At 62.4% G+C, this 16,036-nt stretch carries 18 protein-coding genes; 16 read left to right on the top strand and 2 right to left on the bottom strand.

From position 1 onward, the window contains the following. Positions 1-4: 4 nt before the first annotated feature. The 5 genes from C7I85_RS10880 to C7I85_RS10860 all read left to right on the top strand — a co-directional run bounded on the left by C7I85_RS10880 (position 5) and on the right by C7I85_RS10860 (position 3,287). Positions 5-520, top strand: coding sequence for a (2Fe-2S)-binding protein (locus tag C7I85_RS10880; protein WP_106723976.1), 516 nt, complete (start codon positions 5-7; stop codon positions 518-520). Between the two features lie 14 nt (positions 521-534). Beyond that, on the top strand, positions 535-1,146 hold the full coding sequence (locus C7I85_RS10875; protein WP_106723975.1) for an Isoquinoline 1-oxidoreductase subunit: 612 nt from the start codon (positions 535-537) through the stop codon (positions 1,144-1,146). A gap of 20 nt (positions 1,147-1,166) precedes the next feature. Next, positions 1,167-2,264 (top strand): hypothetical protein, encoded by a 1,098-nt coding sequence (locus C7I85_RS10870; RefSeq protein WP_106723974.1) that lies wholly within the window; start codon positions 1,167-1,169, stop codon positions 2,262-2,264. 61 nt (positions 2,265-2,325) lie between these two features. Then, positions 2,326-2,856 (top strand): hypothetical protein, encoded by a 531-nt coding sequence (locus tag C7I85_RS10865; protein ID WP_106723973.1) that lies wholly within the window; start codon positions 2,326-2,328, stop codon positions 2,854-2,856. Then, positions 2,853-3,287, top strand: coding sequence for a hypothetical protein (locus C7I85_RS10860; protein WP_106723972.1), 435 nt, complete (start codon positions 2,853-2,855; stop codon positions 3,285-3,287). The genes C7I85_RS10865 and C7I85_RS10860 overlap by 4 nt, the downstream gene beginning before the upstream one ends. Before the next feature lie 100 nt (positions 3,288-3,387). Here C7I85_RS10860 and C7I85_RS10855 read toward each other — a convergent pair whose 3' ends face one another. Continuing rightward, positions 3,388-4,701, bottom strand: a complete 1,314-nt coding sequence (locus C7I85_RS10855; RefSeq protein ID WP_106723971.1) for an MFS transporter — start codon at positions 4,699-4,701, stop codon at positions 3,388-3,390. Positions 4,702-4,924: 223 nt separating this feature from the next. Between C7I85_RS10855 and cyoA the strand changes: the two genes are divergently transcribed. The 9 genes from cyoA (at position 4,925) to copD (ending at position 13,235) form a co-directional block, all read left to right on the top strand. Beyond that, positions 4,925-6,106: a ubiquinol oxidase subunit II gene (cyoA, locus tag C7I85_RS10850; protein ID WP_106724109.1), complete on the top strand. Its 1,182-nt coding sequence runs from the start codon at positions 4,925-4,927 to the stop codon at positions 6,104-6,106. Positions 6,107-6,116: 10 nt separating this feature from the next. After that, the gene (gene cyoB / locus C7I85_RS10845; protein WP_106723970.1) at positions 6,117-8,114 is read left to right on the top strand and encodes a cytochrome o ubiquinol oxidase subunit I; all 1,998 of its coding nucleotides are present in this window, start codon (positions 6,117-6,119) and stop codon (positions 8,112-8,114) included. A gap of 21 nt (positions 8,115-8,135) precedes the next feature. Further along, a complete protein-coding gene (gene cyoC, locus C7I85_RS10840) occupies positions 8,136-8,762 on the top strand; it encodes a cytochrome o ubiquinol oxidase subunit III (protein WP_106724108.1) in 627 nt (208 codons plus the stop codon). After that, a complete protein-coding gene (cyoD, locus tag C7I85_RS10835) occupies positions 8,759-9,133 on the top strand; it encodes a cytochrome o ubiquinol oxidase subunit IV (protein ID WP_106723969.1) in 375 nt (124 codons plus the stop codon). The genes cyoC and cyoD overlap by 4 nt, the downstream gene beginning before the upstream one ends. Beyond that, entirely contained in the window at positions 9,130-9,945 is an 816-nt protein-coding gene (locus C7I85_RS10830) for an SURF1 family protein (RefSeq protein WP_106723968.1), read from the top strand. The genes cyoD and C7I85_RS10830 overlap by 4 nt, the downstream gene beginning before the upstream one ends. Before the next feature lie 29 nt (positions 9,946-9,974). Continuing rightward, complete coding sequence (locus tag C7I85_RS10825; protein ID WP_245444896.1) at positions 9,975-11,297, top strand: ATP-binding protein; 1,323 nt, start codon at positions 9,975-9,977, stop codon at positions 11,295-11,297. Next, positions 11,287-11,820: a response regulator transcription factor gene (locus C7I85_RS10820; protein ID WP_181257136.1), complete on the top strand. Its 534-nt coding sequence runs from the start codon at positions 11,287-11,289 to the stop codon at positions 11,818-11,820. The genes C7I85_RS10825 and C7I85_RS10820 overlap by 11 nt, the downstream gene beginning before the upstream one ends. 152 nt (positions 11,821-11,972) lie before the next feature. After that, positions 11,973-12,353, top strand: coding sequence for a copper homeostasis periplasmic binding protein CopC (gene copC / locus C7I85_RS10815; RefSeq protein ID WP_106723966.1), 381 nt, complete (start codon positions 11,973-11,975; stop codon positions 12,351-12,353). Positions 12,354-12,359: 6 nt separating this feature from the next. Next, the gene (gene copD, locus C7I85_RS10810; protein WP_106723965.1) at positions 12,360-13,235 is read left to right on the top strand and encodes a copper homeostasis membrane protein CopD; all 876 of its coding nucleotides are present in this window, start codon (positions 12,360-12,362) and stop codon (positions 13,233-13,235) included. Between the two features lie 134 nt (positions 13,236-13,369). Here the strand turns inward: copD and C7I85_RS31625 are convergent, their stop codons facing one another. Beyond that, complete coding sequence (locus tag C7I85_RS31625) at positions 13,370-13,606, bottom strand: hypothetical protein (protein WP_106723964.1); 237 nt, start codon at positions 13,604-13,606, stop codon at positions 13,370-13,372. Positions 13,607-13,970: 364 nt separating this feature from the next. On the opposite strand from C7I85_RS31625, the gene C7I85_RS10800 reads away from it, so the two are divergent. Continuing rightward, positions 13,971-14,762: a hypothetical protein gene (locus tag C7I85_RS10800; protein WP_106723963.1), complete on the top strand. Its 792-nt coding sequence runs from the start codon at positions 13,971-13,973 to the stop codon at positions 14,760-14,762. A 196-nt stretch (positions 14,763-14,958) separates the two neighbouring features. Continuing rightward, complete coding sequence (locus C7I85_RS10795) at positions 14,959-16,032, top strand: type III polyketide synthase (protein WP_106723962.1); 1,074 nt, start codon at positions 14,959-14,961, stop codon at positions 16,030-16,032. Positions 16,033-16,036: the final 4 nt, after the last annotated feature.

The raw sequence follows: 16,036 nt of genomic DNA, 5'->3' as shown, positions 1-16,036 counted from the left end.
TGCCGTGCCCGCTATCTCGCTGACGATAAACGGCCGCGCTCATGGTCCCATCGAGGTGCGCGAGGACCTCACCATGAACGACTTCCTTCGGGAGGTGCTGGGCATGACGGGGACGAAGTTCGGCTGCGGCGCCGCCCAATGCCTGAGCTGTGCGGTGATCGTCGATCACGCGGACGGCACGAGCTCCACCATGCCCACCTGCATCGTGGCGGCGACCGAGTTCGACAAGCTCAATATCCGCACCGTGGAGGGACACGCCAAGAACGGCGAGTTGACGCCGCTACAGAAGAGCTTCATCGCCCATTTCGCCTTCCAGTGCGGTTATTGCACGCCCGGCTTCCTCAATGAGGGCCAGGTACTGCTGGAGCGCCTCGAAAAGTCGCCGATCCCGCGCGCGGAACTCGAAGGCACCATCGCCGAGGCCCTCGACGGCCATCTGTGCCGCTGCTCGGGTTATGTGAAATACCATCAGGCCGTGCGCGATGTCGTGCTCGCCGACGCCCACCGCTTCCTGACGTGACGGGGGAGTCAGAAATGTCAACCGACAGGCGTCTCTTGGTAATCCTCGCTGCGGCTGCCAGCACGCTCGCACCGGCGGCGAGCTTTGCCCTCTCAGCCCTCGACGGCACCCTTGCGGCGCCGGAGACCTTCGCGTCGATTGCCGACCCCGCCGAGCGCTCGGCCGCCTACTTCACCGAGCTCAGCAAGGTCCTGACCAATCCGCGCTGCACCAATTGCCACCCCGCCTCCGATCGGCCGCGGCAAGGGGATGCGGCGCGTCCTCATCAGCCACCCGTCTTCCGAGGACCGGACGGCTTTGGGCTCGCGAGCATGCGGTGCTCCAGCTGCCACCATAGTGCCAATTTCGAGCCTGCCGGCGTGCCCGGAAATCCGGCCTGGCATCTCGCGCCTGCCGAAATGGCCTGGGAAGGCAAGACGCCGCGCGAGATTTGTGCCCAGATCAAGGATCCCGCGCGCAACGGTGGGCGTTCACTCGACGATCTCGTCCACCATATCGGCGATGACACGCTGGTCGGCTGGGCCTGGCACCCGGGCGGAAGTCGCACCCCGGCGCCCGGAACGCAACAGGCGGCGAAGGCTCTCCTCCAGGCCTGGATCGAGACCGGGGCCGCCTGCCCGAACTGATCACAACAAAGGAGGAAGCGATGAGGCATACGTCTGTCGGTCTCGCCCTGGCTGCGGCGATCGCTGCATCGGTTTTGTCGGGCGCTACGGCGGCCGAATTGCCGGACTATCTGAGCCCCATTTCCGGCCCGCCGCAGTCGCCGTCTGTGCAGGACCTCGCTACCCGCGACGTCTTGCAGCTCAACACCACCATGTTCTCGCTCTACGAGAATGCGGGGGTGGCCTTCCGCCGGAACATTCTCGCAAAGCACCCCGTCATCCTCGCACTGTTCTCGGGCGCGGGTGGGCGCATGATCCTCTACCGGCCCGGCCAGCCGCCGCTTGAGGCGCCTTCCGTTCCCAAGGTCTACCAGGTGATGAAGTCGCTTGGACACAGCACCATGGCCATATCGGAGGTGGTTCTGCCCTATGTGGACAATCCGGGCGACAAGTCCTGGGTCGCTCCCATGAGCGCCTATCTGACGGAGATGAAGAGCGCCCTGGACGGGATTGGCTCGGCGGAAATGCCTGATGAATGGCGGCCGAACTCGCGCGCCATCCTGGAGAACAACGTCGCCTTCATGGAGGATTGCCTCGCCAAGGGCGTGATCAGCCTCGATGCGGTTCAGGCGTTCGCCAAGAAGCAGGCGCCCGTTCTGCGCCACGCGATCGCCTGGGCGGCGGAGACCCAGGTGAAGCACTGGATGAGCGTGCTCGACGGCTGGAAGCAGGAGCTGGGCGGCAGCTTCGACCAGGCCTACGGGGCCAGCAACACCATCTATGTGGCGCGCCAGAACAACGTATTGTTCAGCGTGCTCGCGCAATATTTCGGCCCGAAAGCAATCAACGACCGGCTGGTGCTCATCGAGACCATCTCGTTCACCACCACGCCCGACGACATGCTCACCTCCCTGGTGCGCATCATTTCCGACCGCTCGGTCGGGGGACTGTTCTTCAAGAACTACCATCTGATGGACTACGAGCTGATGGGCGGCGACGCGCGCACGGCCATCATCTCGGAAATGAAGGCGCGTGGAAAAGAACCGTTCCTGCCGCCACAGGTGCCGTTCGGCTCCAATCAGTGGCCGACACTCATCTCCGGCGGGTCCGGCGCCGCATCTCTCGACGACCTTCATTGAGCCGCGATCTCCGGACGCAGAAGGCCTGTGCCCGGAGGCTTCGCAAGCAGGCAGGTGGGCCATGCGTAAGCCGATTTTCGCTTTTCTCCTTGCCGCCATCCTCACGCTCGCCCCCGTGGCGGCGCAGTCCGGCACGGACTGGATCACCGGCCTGCCGCGGCAGGACATTCCTGTCTCATCGTGGCCTGGAGGCAAGAAGGTCGCCGTGGCCTTCGTCCTCTACGTCGAAGTGTGGGGGCACGGACACGGGCCCAACTTCCGCCCCGACATGACCGGGCGTACTCCCGATCTCGTCGACGAGGGATTTCGACAATATGCGATCAATTTCGGCCTGCCGCGCACGGGCCGGCTGTTCAAGGAGATGGGCGTCCCGCTCAGCCTGGCGCTGAATGCCGAGTTCCCTGAGGCCCAGCCGGAAACATGGAAAGCGCTCCGCGCGCTCGTTCCCACGGCGCCAATCATCGCCCACGGGCTCAACAATTCCACCGATCTTCTGCCTTTGTCCGAAGGGCCGGCAGCACAGCGCGCCTATATCCGCAAGACGCTCGACATGATCGAGGCGAGCACCGGCGTGCGCAGCATCGGCTGGTGAGCCCGAGCGTCTATCCCGATGCGGAGACCTTTCAAGCAAGCGCTGCGGAAGGCATCCGCTACACCCTCGATGGCATGGATTCGGACGTGCTTGCGCGGCTCGACACAAAGCCAGCGCCGCTGCTGCTGGTGCCTTACCCGCCGAGCGTCGTCGACATGGGGCAATATCTCTCCCGCTTCAAGGAGGCGGATGATCTCGAACGGCTGTGGATCGACTACGTGCACGAACTAGCGCGTGAGGCCGCTGCCGACCCCAATAGGCCAGCGACGGTTGTCGCCATCGGCATTCATCCCTTTGTCGTCGGCACCCCGGCTGGGGCCGCTGCGCTGCGGCGCGTCTTGCAAAGCCTTAAGGCGAACGATCTCGTCTGGCTGACGGATGTCGAGGCGATGCTGCGCGCCGCCGGCCAGTCCCTTCAGCAGGATCACTGATCAGTCGAAATGGCGGCCCCTAACATCCGCAAGCTCCCCTGAAATGGAAGAGCTTGCATGCGCACCGTGACCGTAAGGTTTGCGGCAGGGCCTGCGAGGGCTACCTATTTAGCAACTTTCGTTGCCCGGCGATCCACAGCGCCAGAAGGGAGCAGACAGCGCCCGAGAGCAAATATGCTCCGGCGGCGATGAGCCCGAAATTTCCGGCCAGGAGAAGAGCGGCCAGCGGGGCAAAGCCTGCCCCGAACATCCATGCCAGATCCGACGTGATGGCGGAGCCGGTGTAGCGGTATTGGCGCGAGAAGCTCGACGCGACGACGCCGGAGGACTGCCCGAAGCTCAAGCCGAGCAGGATAAAACCCAGCACCATGAACAGCGTTTCACCGACCGCGCCAGCATCCAGAAGCTGCGGGGCGAAGCCGCTGAAGATCGCAATGGCGACCGCCGATCCGCCAAGCAGGGCACGGCGTCCTATGCGGTCTGCCAGCGGGCCGGAGGCGACAATGGCGGCAACGCCGAAAACTGCGCTCACGGCCTCAATCATCAGAAAGCGCTCCGGTCCCTCGTTGGTGAAGAGGAATACCCAGGAGAGCGGGAAAACGGTCACCATATGGAAGAGGGCGAAGCTTACCAGAGGCGCAAAGGCGCCGATGACGACGTTGCGGCCTTCCTTCTTCACCGTATCCCTTATTCGTGTCGGCTGCAGGTCTTTGCTCTCGAACAGCCGGGAGAATTCGGGCGTAACGACGATGCGCAGCCTGGCGAAGAGGGCAACGACGTTGATGGCGAACGCGACGAAGAATGGGTAGCGCCAGCCCCAGGCGAAAAAGTCGTCGGCCGATAGGTTCGCAACGAAGAACGCGAAGAGCGCGCTCGCCACGATGAGACCGATCGGCGCACCCAGCTGCGGGATCATCGCATAGAAGCCGCGCCGGTTTTCCGGCGCGTTCAACGCCAGTAGCGACGGAAGCCCGTCCCATGTGCCGCCGAGCGCCAGACCCTGTCCGATACGGGCGAGCGACAGCAACCAGATGCTGGCGGCTCCGATTTCGCCGTATGACGGGAGGAAGGCGATGGCGACGGTCGACGTGCCGAGCAGGAACAAGGCTGCCGTCAGCTTTGCCCCACGGCCATAGGCGCGGTCGACAGCCATGAACAAGACGGTGCCGAACGGGCGCGCAACGAAGGCAAGCGCGAATATGGCAAAGGAATAGAGCGTTCCGACGAACGGGTCATGCATGGGGAAGACAAGCTTCGGAAACACGATGACCGAAGCGATCGCATAGACGAAGAAGTCGAAAAATTCCGACGTCCTGCCGATGATGACGCCGACTGCGATGTCGCCTGCGCTGACCTGCCCGTGATGCGAGCCGATCAGCCCACCGCTTTCTTCGCCTGTCGTAGTCTGAGCCATTATACCTGCCGCCCCGAAGTGGAAGATTGGGTCGTGGAACGGCGAACATCACCGTCCCTCTGTGCTTTTGTGCGTTGCACACTTTTTGCCGAAGACTGGCCAATCGAGGGATTGGACAAATTGTCCAATGTCACCGGGCGCTCGCCGCGGTTAGCCATCCGGGCCAATACCGCACTGCAAAATGCAGGACGGCGATGCAATCAGCCACCGAGGGCAGCGCCTGATGAAACGCTTTGGAACTTTGCTACTCCTTCCCCTGGCGGGACTGTTGAGCGGCTGCAATCTCGACGTGCTTGCGCCTGCGGGCGATGTCGCGGCCCAGCAACGCGACCTGCTCGTCGTCTCGACCGTGCTGATGCTTATCATCATCATCCCGGTCATGGCGCTGACCGTCTTTTTCGCCTGGCGCTATCGGGCGTCGAACGCATCGGCGACCTACACGCCCGACTGGGATCACTCGACAAAGCTGGAACTGGTCATCTGGGCAGCGCCCCTCCTCATCATCATCTGCCTGGGCGCCCTGACCTGGCTCGGCACGCATCTGCTCGATCCCTACAGGCGGATCGACAGGATCGAGGCGGGCAAGCCCATCACGCAGGACCACAAGCCGCTGACGGTCGAAGTCGTCGCGCTCGACTGGAAATGGCTCTTCATTTACCCGGAATATGGCGTTGCGGCTGTCAACGAGCTGGCAGCGCCGGTCGACCGGCCGATCGATTTCCGCATCACGTCGTCAGCCGTGATGAACTCCTTCTATATTCCCGCGCTTGCCGGGCAGATCTACGCAATGCCGGGCATGGAAACCAAGCTGCACGCCGTCATCAACGATCCGGGCACCTATAAGGGCTTCTCCGCCAACTATAGTGGCGCAGGCTTTTCGGGGATGCGCTTCGACTTTCACGGCCTCTCTGCCGAAGCCTTCGACCAATGGGTAGCGAAGGCCAAGGCCGGCACGGAAAAGCTCAGCCGCGAAAGCTATCTCGAACTGGAACGGCCGAGCGAAAACGAGCCGGTTCGCCACTACGCCTCCGTTGATGCCGACCTCTATGACGCCGTACTCAACATGTGCGTCGAACGGGGCAAGATGTGCATGAGCGAGATGATGGCGATCGACGCGAAGGGCGGGCTGGGCCTCGAGGGCGCGCGCAGCACGCTGCCGCTGGAATACGACAAGTTCGCGCGGCGCGGCGCGGTGTTCGGCGTCGATCCGTCCTACGTCGCAAGCATCTGCACGGCGGAAGAGGCGGCTGCCGCCTGGCGCGCGGCGCGCGGCACCGAGAAGACGGATTGGATGCCTAAGGACCTTTCTCCGCTTCGCGGCGCGGGGCTGCTGCGGCCCGGCATGGATCGACAACGCGCTGACGCCAGCACCGGTGGCGGCCATTTGCCGCCGTTCGAATTGTGAAGGATGCACGATGCCTGACTCGCTGATCAAATTCATCTTCGGCCGGCTCAGCTGGGAATCGCTGCCCCTGCATGAGCCGATCGTCGTCGGCACCTTCATGGCCGTCGCGCTGGGCGGGGCTGTGCTTGTCGGCGCGCTGACCTACTACCGCCTGTGGGGCTATCTGTGGCGGGAGTGGTTCACCAGCGTCGACCACAAGAAGATCGGCATCATGTACATGGTGCTGGGTCTCGTTATGCTGCTGCGCGGCTTCTCCGACGCCATCATGATGCGCCTGCAGCAGGCCATCGCCTTCAACGGGTCCGAGGGCTATCTGAACGCCCATCACTACGACCAGATCTTCACGGCTCACGGCGTGATCATGATCTTCTTCGTGGCGATGCCGTTCGTAACCGGCCTGATGAACTATGTCGTGCCGCTGCAGATCGGCGCGCGCGACGTGTCGTTCCCGTTCCTCAACAATTTCAGCTTCTGGATGACGGTCGGCGGCGCCGTGCTGGTCATGGCGTCGCTGTTTGTGGGCGAATTCGCGCAAACCGGCTGGCTGGCTTATCCGCCGCTTTCCAACATCGGGTACAGTCCTGACGTCGGGGTCGACTACTACATATGGGCGCTACAGGTGGCGGGTGTCGGCACGACCTTGTCGGGCATCAACCTGATCTGCACCATCGTGAAGATGCGCGCGCCCGGCATGACCATGATGCGCATGCCGGTGTTTACCTGGACGTCGCTGTGCACCAACGTGCTGATCGTCGCATCCTTCCCGGTGTTGACGGCGGTTCTGTCGATGCTTGCGCTGGACCGCTACGTCGGTACAAACTTCTTCACCAACGACTTCGGCGGCAGCCCGATGATGTATGTGAACCTCATCTGGATATGGGGTCACCCGGAAGTCTACATCCTCATATTGCCGCTGTTCGGCGTCTTTTCCGAGGTCACCTCGACCTTCTCCGGCAAGCGCCTGTTCGGCTACACATCCATGGTCTACGCCACGGTGGTCATCACCATCCTGTCGTATCTGGTCTGGCTGCATCACTTTTTCACGATGGGCTCGGGTGCCAGCGTCAATTCCTTCTTCGGCATCACGACGATGATCATCTCCATCCCGACAGGGGCGAAGATCTTCAACTGGCTATTCACCATGTATCGCGGCCGCATCCGCTTCGAACTGCCGATGATGTGGACAGTCGCCTTCATGCTGACCTTCGTCGTCGGCGGCATGACGGGCGTGCTGCTCGCGGTGCCACCGGCGGATTTCGTGCTGCACAACAGCCTGTTCCTGATCGCGCACTTCCACAACGTCATCATCGGTGGCGTGCTCTTCGGCCTGTTTGCCGGCATCGTCTACTGGTGGCCCAAGGCGTTCGGATTCAAGCTGGACCCGTTCTGGGGCAAGGTCTCGTTCTGGTGCTGGGTGGTCGGCTTCTGGTTCGCCTTCATGCCGCTCTACATCCTCGGCCTGATGGGCGTGACACGCCGCATGCGCGTCTTCGACGACCCGTCGCTGCAGATATGGTTCGTGATCGCCGCGTTCGGCGCGGTGCTGATCGCCATCGGCATTGCGGCCTTCCTGATCCAGATCTACGTCTCGATCCGCAGACGCGAGGAGCTGACCGATCCGACCGGCGATCCCTGGAACGGCAGGACGCTCGAATGGTCCACCTCCTCGCCGCCGCCGGACTACAACTTCGCCTTCACGCCGGTTGTGCGCGATAACGATGCCTGGTGGGACATGAAGAAGGCCGGCTACAAGCGTCCGCTTTCGGGTTTCAAGCCGATCCACATGCCGCGTAACACCGGTACGGGCGTAATCCTGGCCGCCCTCAGCGTAGCGCTCGGCTTCGGCCTGATCTGGTACATGTGGTGGCTGGCAGCAGCGAGCTTCATCGGCATCATCGCGACCGCGATCGGCCACACCTTCAACTATCACCGGGACTTCCACATACCCGCATCGGAGGTCACGCAAACGGAAGAGGCCAGAACACGGCTTCTTGCCATGCAGGGCTGAACGGTCATGACAACAATGCTCATGTTACAAACGGCAAAGACGGCTGACGCTGAACCGGTCTTTCATCTGGAGAACGAGCACGAGCACGCCGAAGGCGGCAGCACCATGCTCGGCTTCTGGATCTACCTGATGAGCGACTGCCTGATCTTCGCGATGCTGTTCGCGGCCTATGGCGTGCTCGGTGGCAACTACGCGGCCGGCCCCGCGCCGAAGGACCTGTTCGACCTGCCGCTGGTGGCGGTCAACACCTCCATGCTTCTGCTGTCCTCGATCACCTACGGCTTCGCCATGCTGACCATGGAGAAGGGCCGCGTGGCGGCAACGCAGGCCTGGCTCGCCGTGACCGGCCTGTTCGGGCTCGCGTTCATAGGCATCGAACTCTACGAGTTCGCGCACATGATCCATGAGGGGGCCACGCCGCAGCGGAGCGCTTTCCTTTCGGCCTTCTTCACACTGGTGGGTACGCACGGCCTGCATGTCACCTTCGGCATCATCTGGCTGGTCACGCTGATGGTTCAGGTCTGGACACGCGGCCTCATCGCTGCCAACCGCCGCCGGCTGATGTGCCTCAGCATGTTCTGGCACTTTCTGGACGTCATCTGGATCGGCGTCTTCACCTTCGTCTACCTGATGGGAGTGTTGCGATGAACGAGCACGCCAGCCACGACATCCACGCGCATGGCGATGCCGGCGCCCATGGTTCGCTGAAGAGCTACCTTATCGGCTTCGCCCTGTCCGTCGTCCTGACGGCAATTCCGTTCTGGCTCGTCATGACCGGCGCCATCGACAACAAGCAGGCCACGGCCATTGTCGTCATGGCGTTTGCGGCGGTGCAGATCGTCGTCCACATGGTCTTCTTCCTGCACATGAACACCACCTCCGAGGGAGGCTGGTCGATCCTGGCGCTGATCTTCACGGTGGTCCTTGTCGTCATCGTCCTTACAGGGTCGCTCTGGGTGATGTATCATCTCAACGTCAACATGATGCCCGGGCTTCATGATATGAGACAGATGCCGTGAGCCCCGCGACGGGCGCGGGGAGGACCAAGGTCGAAGCTGAAGCATTGTTGGGGGACGCGGCAAACGCGTCTGCCCGAAGCGTCGGGAAGCGTTCTGTTGCAGCGCGACTTCTTCTCGTTCTGCTTGCGCTTTGCGGTATCGCCGCCTTCACCGCCCTGGGCATATGGCAATTGGAACGGCGGGTCTGGAAGCTGGACCTGATCGCGCGAGTGGACGAGCGCATCCATGCGCCGGCCGCCGACGCGCCCAGCCGCGGTGACTGGCCGGCGATCAACGCCGCGGACTATGAGTATCGTCACGTGCGCCTGACCGGCCACTTCCTCGACCAGCCCGGCACTCTGGTGCGGGCGGTGACCGACCTCGGCAGCGGCTATTGGGTTCTCGCACCCATGCGGACGGATGACGGGTTCATCGTCCTCGTCAACCGCGGTTTCATCCCGCCGGAGCGCAAGGCCGAGTTCGGCCGAGCGGAAAGCGATTCCAAATCGGCGACCGTAGTTACCGGGCTGCTGCGCATGAGCGAGCCAGGCGGAGGCTTTCTGCGCAAGAACGATCCCGTTGGCGAGCGCTGGTATTCCCGCGACGTCGCTGCGATCGCGGCCGCGCATGGCCTGGCGGATGTGGCGCCTTATTTCGTCGACGCCGAGGCTTCGGGACAAGACAGCTGGCCGCGCGGCGGCCTGACCGTGGTGCAGTTCCGAAACAGCCATCTCGTCTATGCATTGACCTGGTTCTCCCTCGCGGCGATGCTTACCATCGCCCTGACGGTTCCGGCCTTCAGGAACCGCCAGTGGAGCGGGCGGAGTGGATGATGGACCCGATATCGCAGCTTCGACGTGAGATGTCCGCTCCGGGCGTACGGACTGCGATCGGCGCGGCGGAAGGCGTATCGAATCCGGATACGACGAACAGGAAGAACCTGCTCCTGCTCATCCATCTGCGATGGCTCGCCGTGGCGGGGCAGGTGCTCACCATTCTGGTCACGGAATACTGGTTCGATATCCAGCTGCCGCTCGCACTGATGGGCGGCGTGGTCGTTTTCCTGGTCGGATTGAACGTCTTCAGCCTTTTCGTGCTGCGCGGCCGTGCTCCCGTCACCAACACGCAACTGTTCGTTGCCCTCATTTTCGACATGGCGGCGCTGACGATCCAGCTTTACCTTAGCGGCGGGGCATCGAATCCGTTCGTGTCGCTCTACCTCCTGCAGATCACGCTCGGAGCCGCGCTCCTGACGCCATGGTCCACCTGGATTCTGGTACTGGCAGCCTCGGCCTGCTTCGTGTTCCTCACCTTCCGTTTCCAACCGATCGCGATGCCGCACCATGGCGGCAGCGATCTGTTCGCCCTGCACATTCGCGGCATGTTCATATGCTTCGTGCTGGCGGCCGGGCTGATCGTGATTTTCATGACCCGCATCAACCGGAACCTGCGCGAGCGCGATGCCTATCTGGCTGATCTGCGCCAGCGGTCCGCCGAGGAGGATCATATCGTGCGGATGGGCCTGCTGGCCTCCGGCGCGGCGCATGAACTCGGCACGCCGCTCGCGACCATCTCCGTCATCCTTTCCGACTGGCGCCGCGCGCGCGTCTTCGGGCGCAACCGCGAACTGGCAGAGGACGCCGCCGAGATGCAGGCGCAGATCGACCGCTGCAAACATATCGTGTCCGGAATTCTCATGTCGTCGGGCCAGGCGAGAGGCGAGGGGACGATCCACACGACCATGCGCGATTTCCTCGGCGATCTCGTGGAGGAGTGGCGCAGCAGCCGGCAGCCGCTCAGCCTGGACTACAGGAACGATTTCACCCCAAACGAGCAGATCGTCTCCGATACGGCCCTCAAGCAGGTCATCTTCAACGTCCTCGACAACGCCCAGGAAGCCTCGCCGGACTGGGTTGGCGTCACCGCCGAGCGGCAGGACGAGAAGCTGGTGTTTACCGTCCGCGATCGCGGACCGGGCTTCGACAAGGATATTTTGGCAGCGCTCGGCCAACCCTATATGTCGAGCAAGGGGCGGCCCGGCGGCGGCCTTGGTCTCTTCCTGGTCGTGAATGTGTTGCGCAAACTCGGAGGAGACATTTCGGCGCGAAACATGACGCACGGCGCCTGCGTGACCCTGTCGCTGCCTCTGGCAGCCCTGACGAATGGAGACGATCATGACGCCTGATCGATCCTTGGTTATCGTCGAGGACGATGCCACTTTCGCAAGGACGCTGAAGCGTTCGTTCGATAAACGCGGCTACGACGTTGTCGTCTGCGAGGACAAGGACGCTCTGCTTCGCGCCCTGGAAACGGCCGTTCCCGACTATGCCGTCGTCGACCTCAAGCTCGGCTCCGGCTCCGGCCTGGAATGCGTCAAGCTGCTGAGCGGGCGCGATGCTTCGATGAGGATCGTGGTGCTGACCGGCTTCGCCAGCATCGCCACGGCCGTCGAGGCGATCAAGCTCGGCGCTTGTCATTATCTGGCCAAACCCGCCAACACGGACGACATCGAAGCCGCCTTCGGCAGGGCAGAAGGCGACATTTCCGTGCCGCTGACCAGCCGCCCCACGTCGATCAAGAATCTCGAATGGGAACGGATCCACGAAACACTGGTGGAAACCGGTTTCAACATTTCCGAGACGGCGCGCCGCCTCGGCCTGCATCGGCGTACCCTGGCCCGCAAGCTGGAAAAGCGTGTGGTGAAGTAGTCCCGGGGGCAAGATCTGAGCCTTCTTCGCAAGAGGATGAGGTTTGCCTTCATCGCGAAGCACTGGTCGGTCTGGCCGGTAGTGATACTATGTCCACTCTGCCTCGCATTGCCTCGACCTGTCGCAAGCATTACGCAACGAAGGAGTTTCCCATGGCTCATTCAAGTTCCTCTTTGCCGCTTGTCGTATTGTCCTCGCTTGCAGCCGTTTTCTTTGCCGGCGACGCTTTTGCCCATGCCGAGCTCGTCTCGGAAACACCCGCTGCCAAGTCCATGGCAATGCCTGCGCCTACCGAACTCAAGCTCAAGTTCTCCGAGGGCCTTGAGCTGAAGTTCACCGGCGTCAAGGTCGTGGGTCCGAAGCAAGCTGCGATCGAAACCGGACCGGCGACGCTGGATCCGAACGACAACACGATGCTGATCGTGCCGCTCAAATCGACGCTTCCCGACGGCAAATACACCGTTGACTGGCATGCGCTGTCGACCGACGGCCATAAGACCAAGGGCAGCTACTGGTTCGAATCGATGCACTGACGCCGCATGGACGCCATACTCGTCCTGTGCCGCCTGCTGCACTATGCCTCGGCTCTGTTCCTGTTCGGCATCGGCGCGTTTCAAGGCTGGCTGGCTCCGCAGCATCTGGCGCGTTCGCTCGATGCGGCGCTGGGGCGCGCCGTCTCTGTCGCGGCAGTCATCGGCCTTCTGAGCGCCGTCGCCTGGCTATTTCTTGCCTCGGGCGAGATGGGAGACGGATGGAGCGACGTCTGGAGTCCGGCCACCTGGTACGCAGTTCTCACCGATACGGAATTCGGCCATGTGTGGCAGATCCATCTGCTGCTGGGAGCCGCATTGGTCAGTTTTCTGGTGAGCGGCTGGGGGCGCCATTGGCGACTCGTAACGGTTTTGGGTGCAGTCTACCTCGGCAGTCTGGGCTTTATCGGCCACGCGGTCATGCTGGAAGGTGCGGCGGGCCGGATCAGCCGCGCAAGCCATGTCGTTCACCTTCTTGCCGGCGGGTTCTGGCTGGGGGCACTCGTTGCCTTGACGGCGTGTCTTGGCAAGTTTGGTGACAATGACCTGCAATCCGACATCTCGCACGCTCTTCAGCGCTTTTCCGGGCTGGGGCACCTTGCGGTTGCCGCGGTCGTCGCGACCGGCTTCGTCAACGTGGCGCTTGTGCTCGGACACTGGCCGAACGACACGTCGTCGCCTTACCAGTTGCTCCTGCTGTGGAAGATCGGGCTGGTTGCCGTGATGGTTGGGCTCGCAGTGGTCAACCGTTACGTGCTGGTCCCCAAGCTGAGAGACAACGACGCCTCCTTGCAGGCCCTGCGGCTCTTCACGGTCGTTGAACTCGCCCTCGGCGTCTGCGTGGTGGCACTGGTCAGCCTGTTCGGCAACCTGCCGCCGAAGTAGCTCGCAAATCCCCTGGGTCGACCTTGACCGAAACTCGTACCTGCCTGGGCAAATTACCATCACCATTGCCCGGCGTTCATGCCAGGCATGCCTTGGGCGAACGGCGCATTGTCCAAGCAGAAAACAGGATCAGATCACACTGGCCGCATTGTCTGGGACGGCCTCGACTCGGCATGCAGATACTGAGGCGAGAAATGCCCGCACCAGTCGTCGGCGGAGACTACCGGCCAGAGGCCATTGCCCTGCGGATCAGGCTGGGAGACGGGTGGATTGAAGCGGCAAAGACCGCGGTCGTTCTGAGCTGCGGCATTGTTCAATTTGTGGTCATCGTAGAAGCGGCAACTTGCGCAGTTGCTTGAGTTGTTAGGCATATTTGCCTCCTTCACGGAGCTCCGGACGGCGTTCAAGAGCCAGAATCTGAAACGACTGACCGCTGATGGCTCCCGGCACCGACGAATTCGCAGTGTAGCTCCTTTGTAATTCGTCCGATCTGGTTCGGTTCCAAATCGGGTCCCTCGCGCACAGTATTCTCGACCCGTTTGACGTTCTCAATCTAGGCCTGCCTGGTGCAGCATCGTCGTGACGATGGCACGGAGGCCGGGCAAGATAACGCCGCCATGGTCCGCGGTGGCCGGCAGCTGTCATCCCGGCCGCGCTTGCCGACGACCTTCGCCGCGCTAAGTCGATGATAGTCTTTGACTTCCGGGCTCAACGGTTCTTCGGCCATTTTGCATCATGGAATTCCTGTACGGGCTGGCTTTCTTGGTGCTCTTCAGCCTGAGCGCCGTCGTCGGAATGATCCTGCGCACGCGTCTCCACGAGAACCATTTGTCGAAGGAGAACATGGATGCGCTGAGCCTCGTGACGGGACTTCTCGTCACCTTTGCCGCCTTGGTTCTCGGTCTGCAGCTGTCGACGGCAAAAGCCACGTTCGACGCCGCCGACAAAGACCGCTCGGTCTATGCTGCCAAACTGGCGCGTCTCGACCAATGTCTACGCGACCTTGGCCCCACGATGGACCCAGCGCGCAGCCGCCTGCGGCAATATACGGCCGCCGTCATCGCCAGTACGTGGCGGCACGAGCCCGCGCCGCTTGTGCCCGGCACCCCCGATACGCGGGGAATGGCAATCAGCGGCGAAGATGTCACGTTGAGCGCTCTGATGAATCAAATCGGCCTGATAATCGACACCGCAGCGCCGAGCGATGCATCGCATGTCAACATAGCCACAAGATGCCGAACGGATTTTGGCCTGGCACAGGAAAGCCGCTGGGCGGTCATCGAAGATGCGATTGGAACCTCCCCGGGTTGGTTCACCGGAATATTGAGCTTTTGGCTGGTGCTCGTCTTCCTCAGCTTTGGGCTCCAGATCCCTCGACGCCTGCTTGGAGCCGTCGTTCTCGGGATCGGGGTCGTTGCGATCTCCAGCGTGATGTTCGCAATCGTTGACCTCGAAATCCCTTACGGCGGCATGTTCGGCATCAAAAGCACTGCCATGCGTGCGGCATTGGCCGACATGAACAAGTAACGCTCGCGGCTGTTGCGCAGCGTTCAGGTCCGATCACAAGTGTTCGTGCCTATCGTGTGCCCATGAGAGCCCTCACAGAGTGTTGACCCTGATTTCACTGCGTGGCCGCAATAATTTGCGCCCGGCTGGCGTTCTCTCCGTGAGGAACCCCACGCTCGCGGTGGCGGCGTCGCGAGCATGGCCGGAGAGCTTTGCCATGCAAACTGCCTATATCAATCGCGTCGCCACAGCCGTGCCGCCCTACGACGTGCACGATGCCTTTCGCCGCTTCGCTCAGTCGATGCTTCTTGATGACCGGCGCAATTCGCTGCTGTTCCAACGCATGGCCGACAAGTCGGGAATCGAGCACCGCTACTCGTGTCTCGCGCCGAGCAATCTGCCGGAAGGCGACTGCGTCGATGCCGAAGGCTTTTACCCGCGCGGCGACTTTCCCGACACGGCAGCGCGAATGCAGAAGTTCGAGCAGTACGCGCCGCCGCTGGCGCAAGGGGCCGTCGACAAGTTGCAGCTTGGCGCAGACCGTGACCGCATCAGCCATCTCGTGGTGACTTGCTGTACCGGCTTTTCCGCGCCTGGTCTTGATCTCGAACTCGTCGAGCGCTGTGGGCTTCCGAGCACGGTCGAACGCACCATAGTCGGCTTCATGGGTTGCTATGCGGCCATCAACGCGCTGAAGCTGGCGCATCACATCGTTCGCTCGGAAGCGTCGGCGCGAGTGCTTGTCGTCAACCTTGAGCTTTGCACGCTGCATCTCAAGGATACGACCGACCTTGAGCAAATCCTCTTGTTTCTGCTGTTCGGTGATGGCTGCTCGGCATGTGTCGTGAGCGCGGAGCCGGTCGGCATCGCCCTCGACGGCTTCCACGCTCTGCTGGTGCCCAGCACCCGCGAGTTGATTACCTGGAATATCCGGCAATCCGGTTTCGACATGACTCTGTCGGGACGTGTTCCCGGCGCAATCCATGATGGCTTGCAGGAACACGGCAGCGAAATTCTTGCTGGAGCATCCGCCGCATCGATCGATCTTTGGGCGGTGCATCCCGGCGGCCGCACGGTGCTCGACGCGGTTGAGCGCGCTTTCGAACTCGGGCCAGGCGCGCTGATGGCGTCGCGCGAGATCCTGAGACGCTACGGCAACATGTCGTCCGCGACCGTCATGTTTGTGATCGATCGGCTGCTGGGATCGGGTACGCGTGGTCGCACCGGTTGCGCGATGTCGTTCGGACCCGGACTGATCGCGGAAACCATGCTGTTCCACACGGCGGCCTGATGCC

Source organism: Pseudaminobacter soli (ex Li et al. 2025) (assembly GCF_003012705.1).
Classification (GTDB): domain Bacteria; phylum Pseudomonadota; class Alphaproteobacteria; order Rhizobiales; family Rhizobiaceae; genus Pseudaminobacter; species Pseudaminobacter soli.
This window is presented reverse-complemented; position numbering and strand designations above follow the sequence as displayed.

What these genes read in the sequence shown, in the direction of transcription:
- cyoC (WP_106724108.1), top strand. Translation starts at nt 8,136, where the DNA reads ATGTTACAAACGGCAAAGACGGCTGACGCTGAACCGGTCTTTCATCTG.
- copC (WP_106723966.1), top strand. Translation starts at nt 11,973, where the DNA reads ATGGCTCATTCAAGTTCCTCTTTGCCGCTTGTCGTATTGTCCTCGCTT.
- C7I85_RS10870 (WP_106723974.1), top strand. Translation starts at nt 1,167, where the DNA reads ATGAGGCATACGTCTGTCGGTCTCGCCCTGGCTGCGGCGATCGCTGCA.
- C7I85_RS10795 (WP_106723962.1), top strand. Translation starts at nt 14,959, where the DNA reads ATGCAAACTGCCTATATCAATCGCGTCGCCACAGCCGTGCCGCCCTAC.
- C7I85_RS10865 (WP_106723973.1), top strand. Translation starts at nt 2,326, where the DNA reads ATGCGTAAGCCGATTTTCGCTTTTCTCCTTGCCGCCATCCTCACGCTC.
- C7I85_RS10825 (WP_245444896.1), top strand. Translation starts at nt 9,975, where the DNA reads ATGTCCGCTCCGGGCGTACGGACTGCGATCGGCGCGGCGGAAGGCGTA.
- C7I85_RS10875 (WP_106723975.1), top strand. Translation starts at nt 535, where the DNA reads ATGTCAACCGACAGGCGTCTCTTGGTAATCCTCGCTGCGGCTGCCAGC.
- C7I85_RS10820 (WP_181257136.1), top strand. Translation starts at nt 11,287, where the DNA reads ATGACGCCTGATCGATCCTTGGTTATCGTCGAGGACGATGCCACTTTC.
- C7I85_RS10855 (WP_106723971.1), bottom strand. Translation starts at nt 4,701, where the DNA reads ATGGCTCAGACTACGACAGGCGAAGAAAGCGGTGGGCTGATCGGCTCG.
- copD (WP_106723965.1), top strand. Translation starts at nt 12,360, where the DNA reads ATGGACGCCATACTCGTCCTGTGCCGCCTGCTGCACTATGCCTCGGCT.
- C7I85_RS10800 (WP_106723963.1), top strand. Translation starts at nt 13,971, where the DNA reads ATGGAATTCCTGTACGGGCTGGCTTTCTTGGTGCTCTTCAGCCTGAGC.
- cyoA (WP_106724109.1), top strand. Translation starts at nt 4,925, where the DNA reads ATGAAACGCTTTGGAACTTTGCTACTCCTTCCCCTGGCGGGACTGTTG.
- cyoD (WP_106723969.1), top strand. Translation starts at nt 8,759, where the DNA reads ATGAACGAGCACGCCAGCCACGACATCCACGCGCATGGCGATGCCGGC.
- C7I85_RS31625 (WP_106723964.1), bottom strand. Translation starts at nt 13,606, where the DNA reads ATGCCTAACAACTCAAGCAACTGCGCAAGTTGCCGCTTCTACGATGAC.
- cyoB (WP_106723970.1), top strand. Translation starts at nt 6,117, where the DNA reads ATGCCTGACTCGCTGATCAAATTCATCTTCGGCCGGCTCAGCTGGGAA.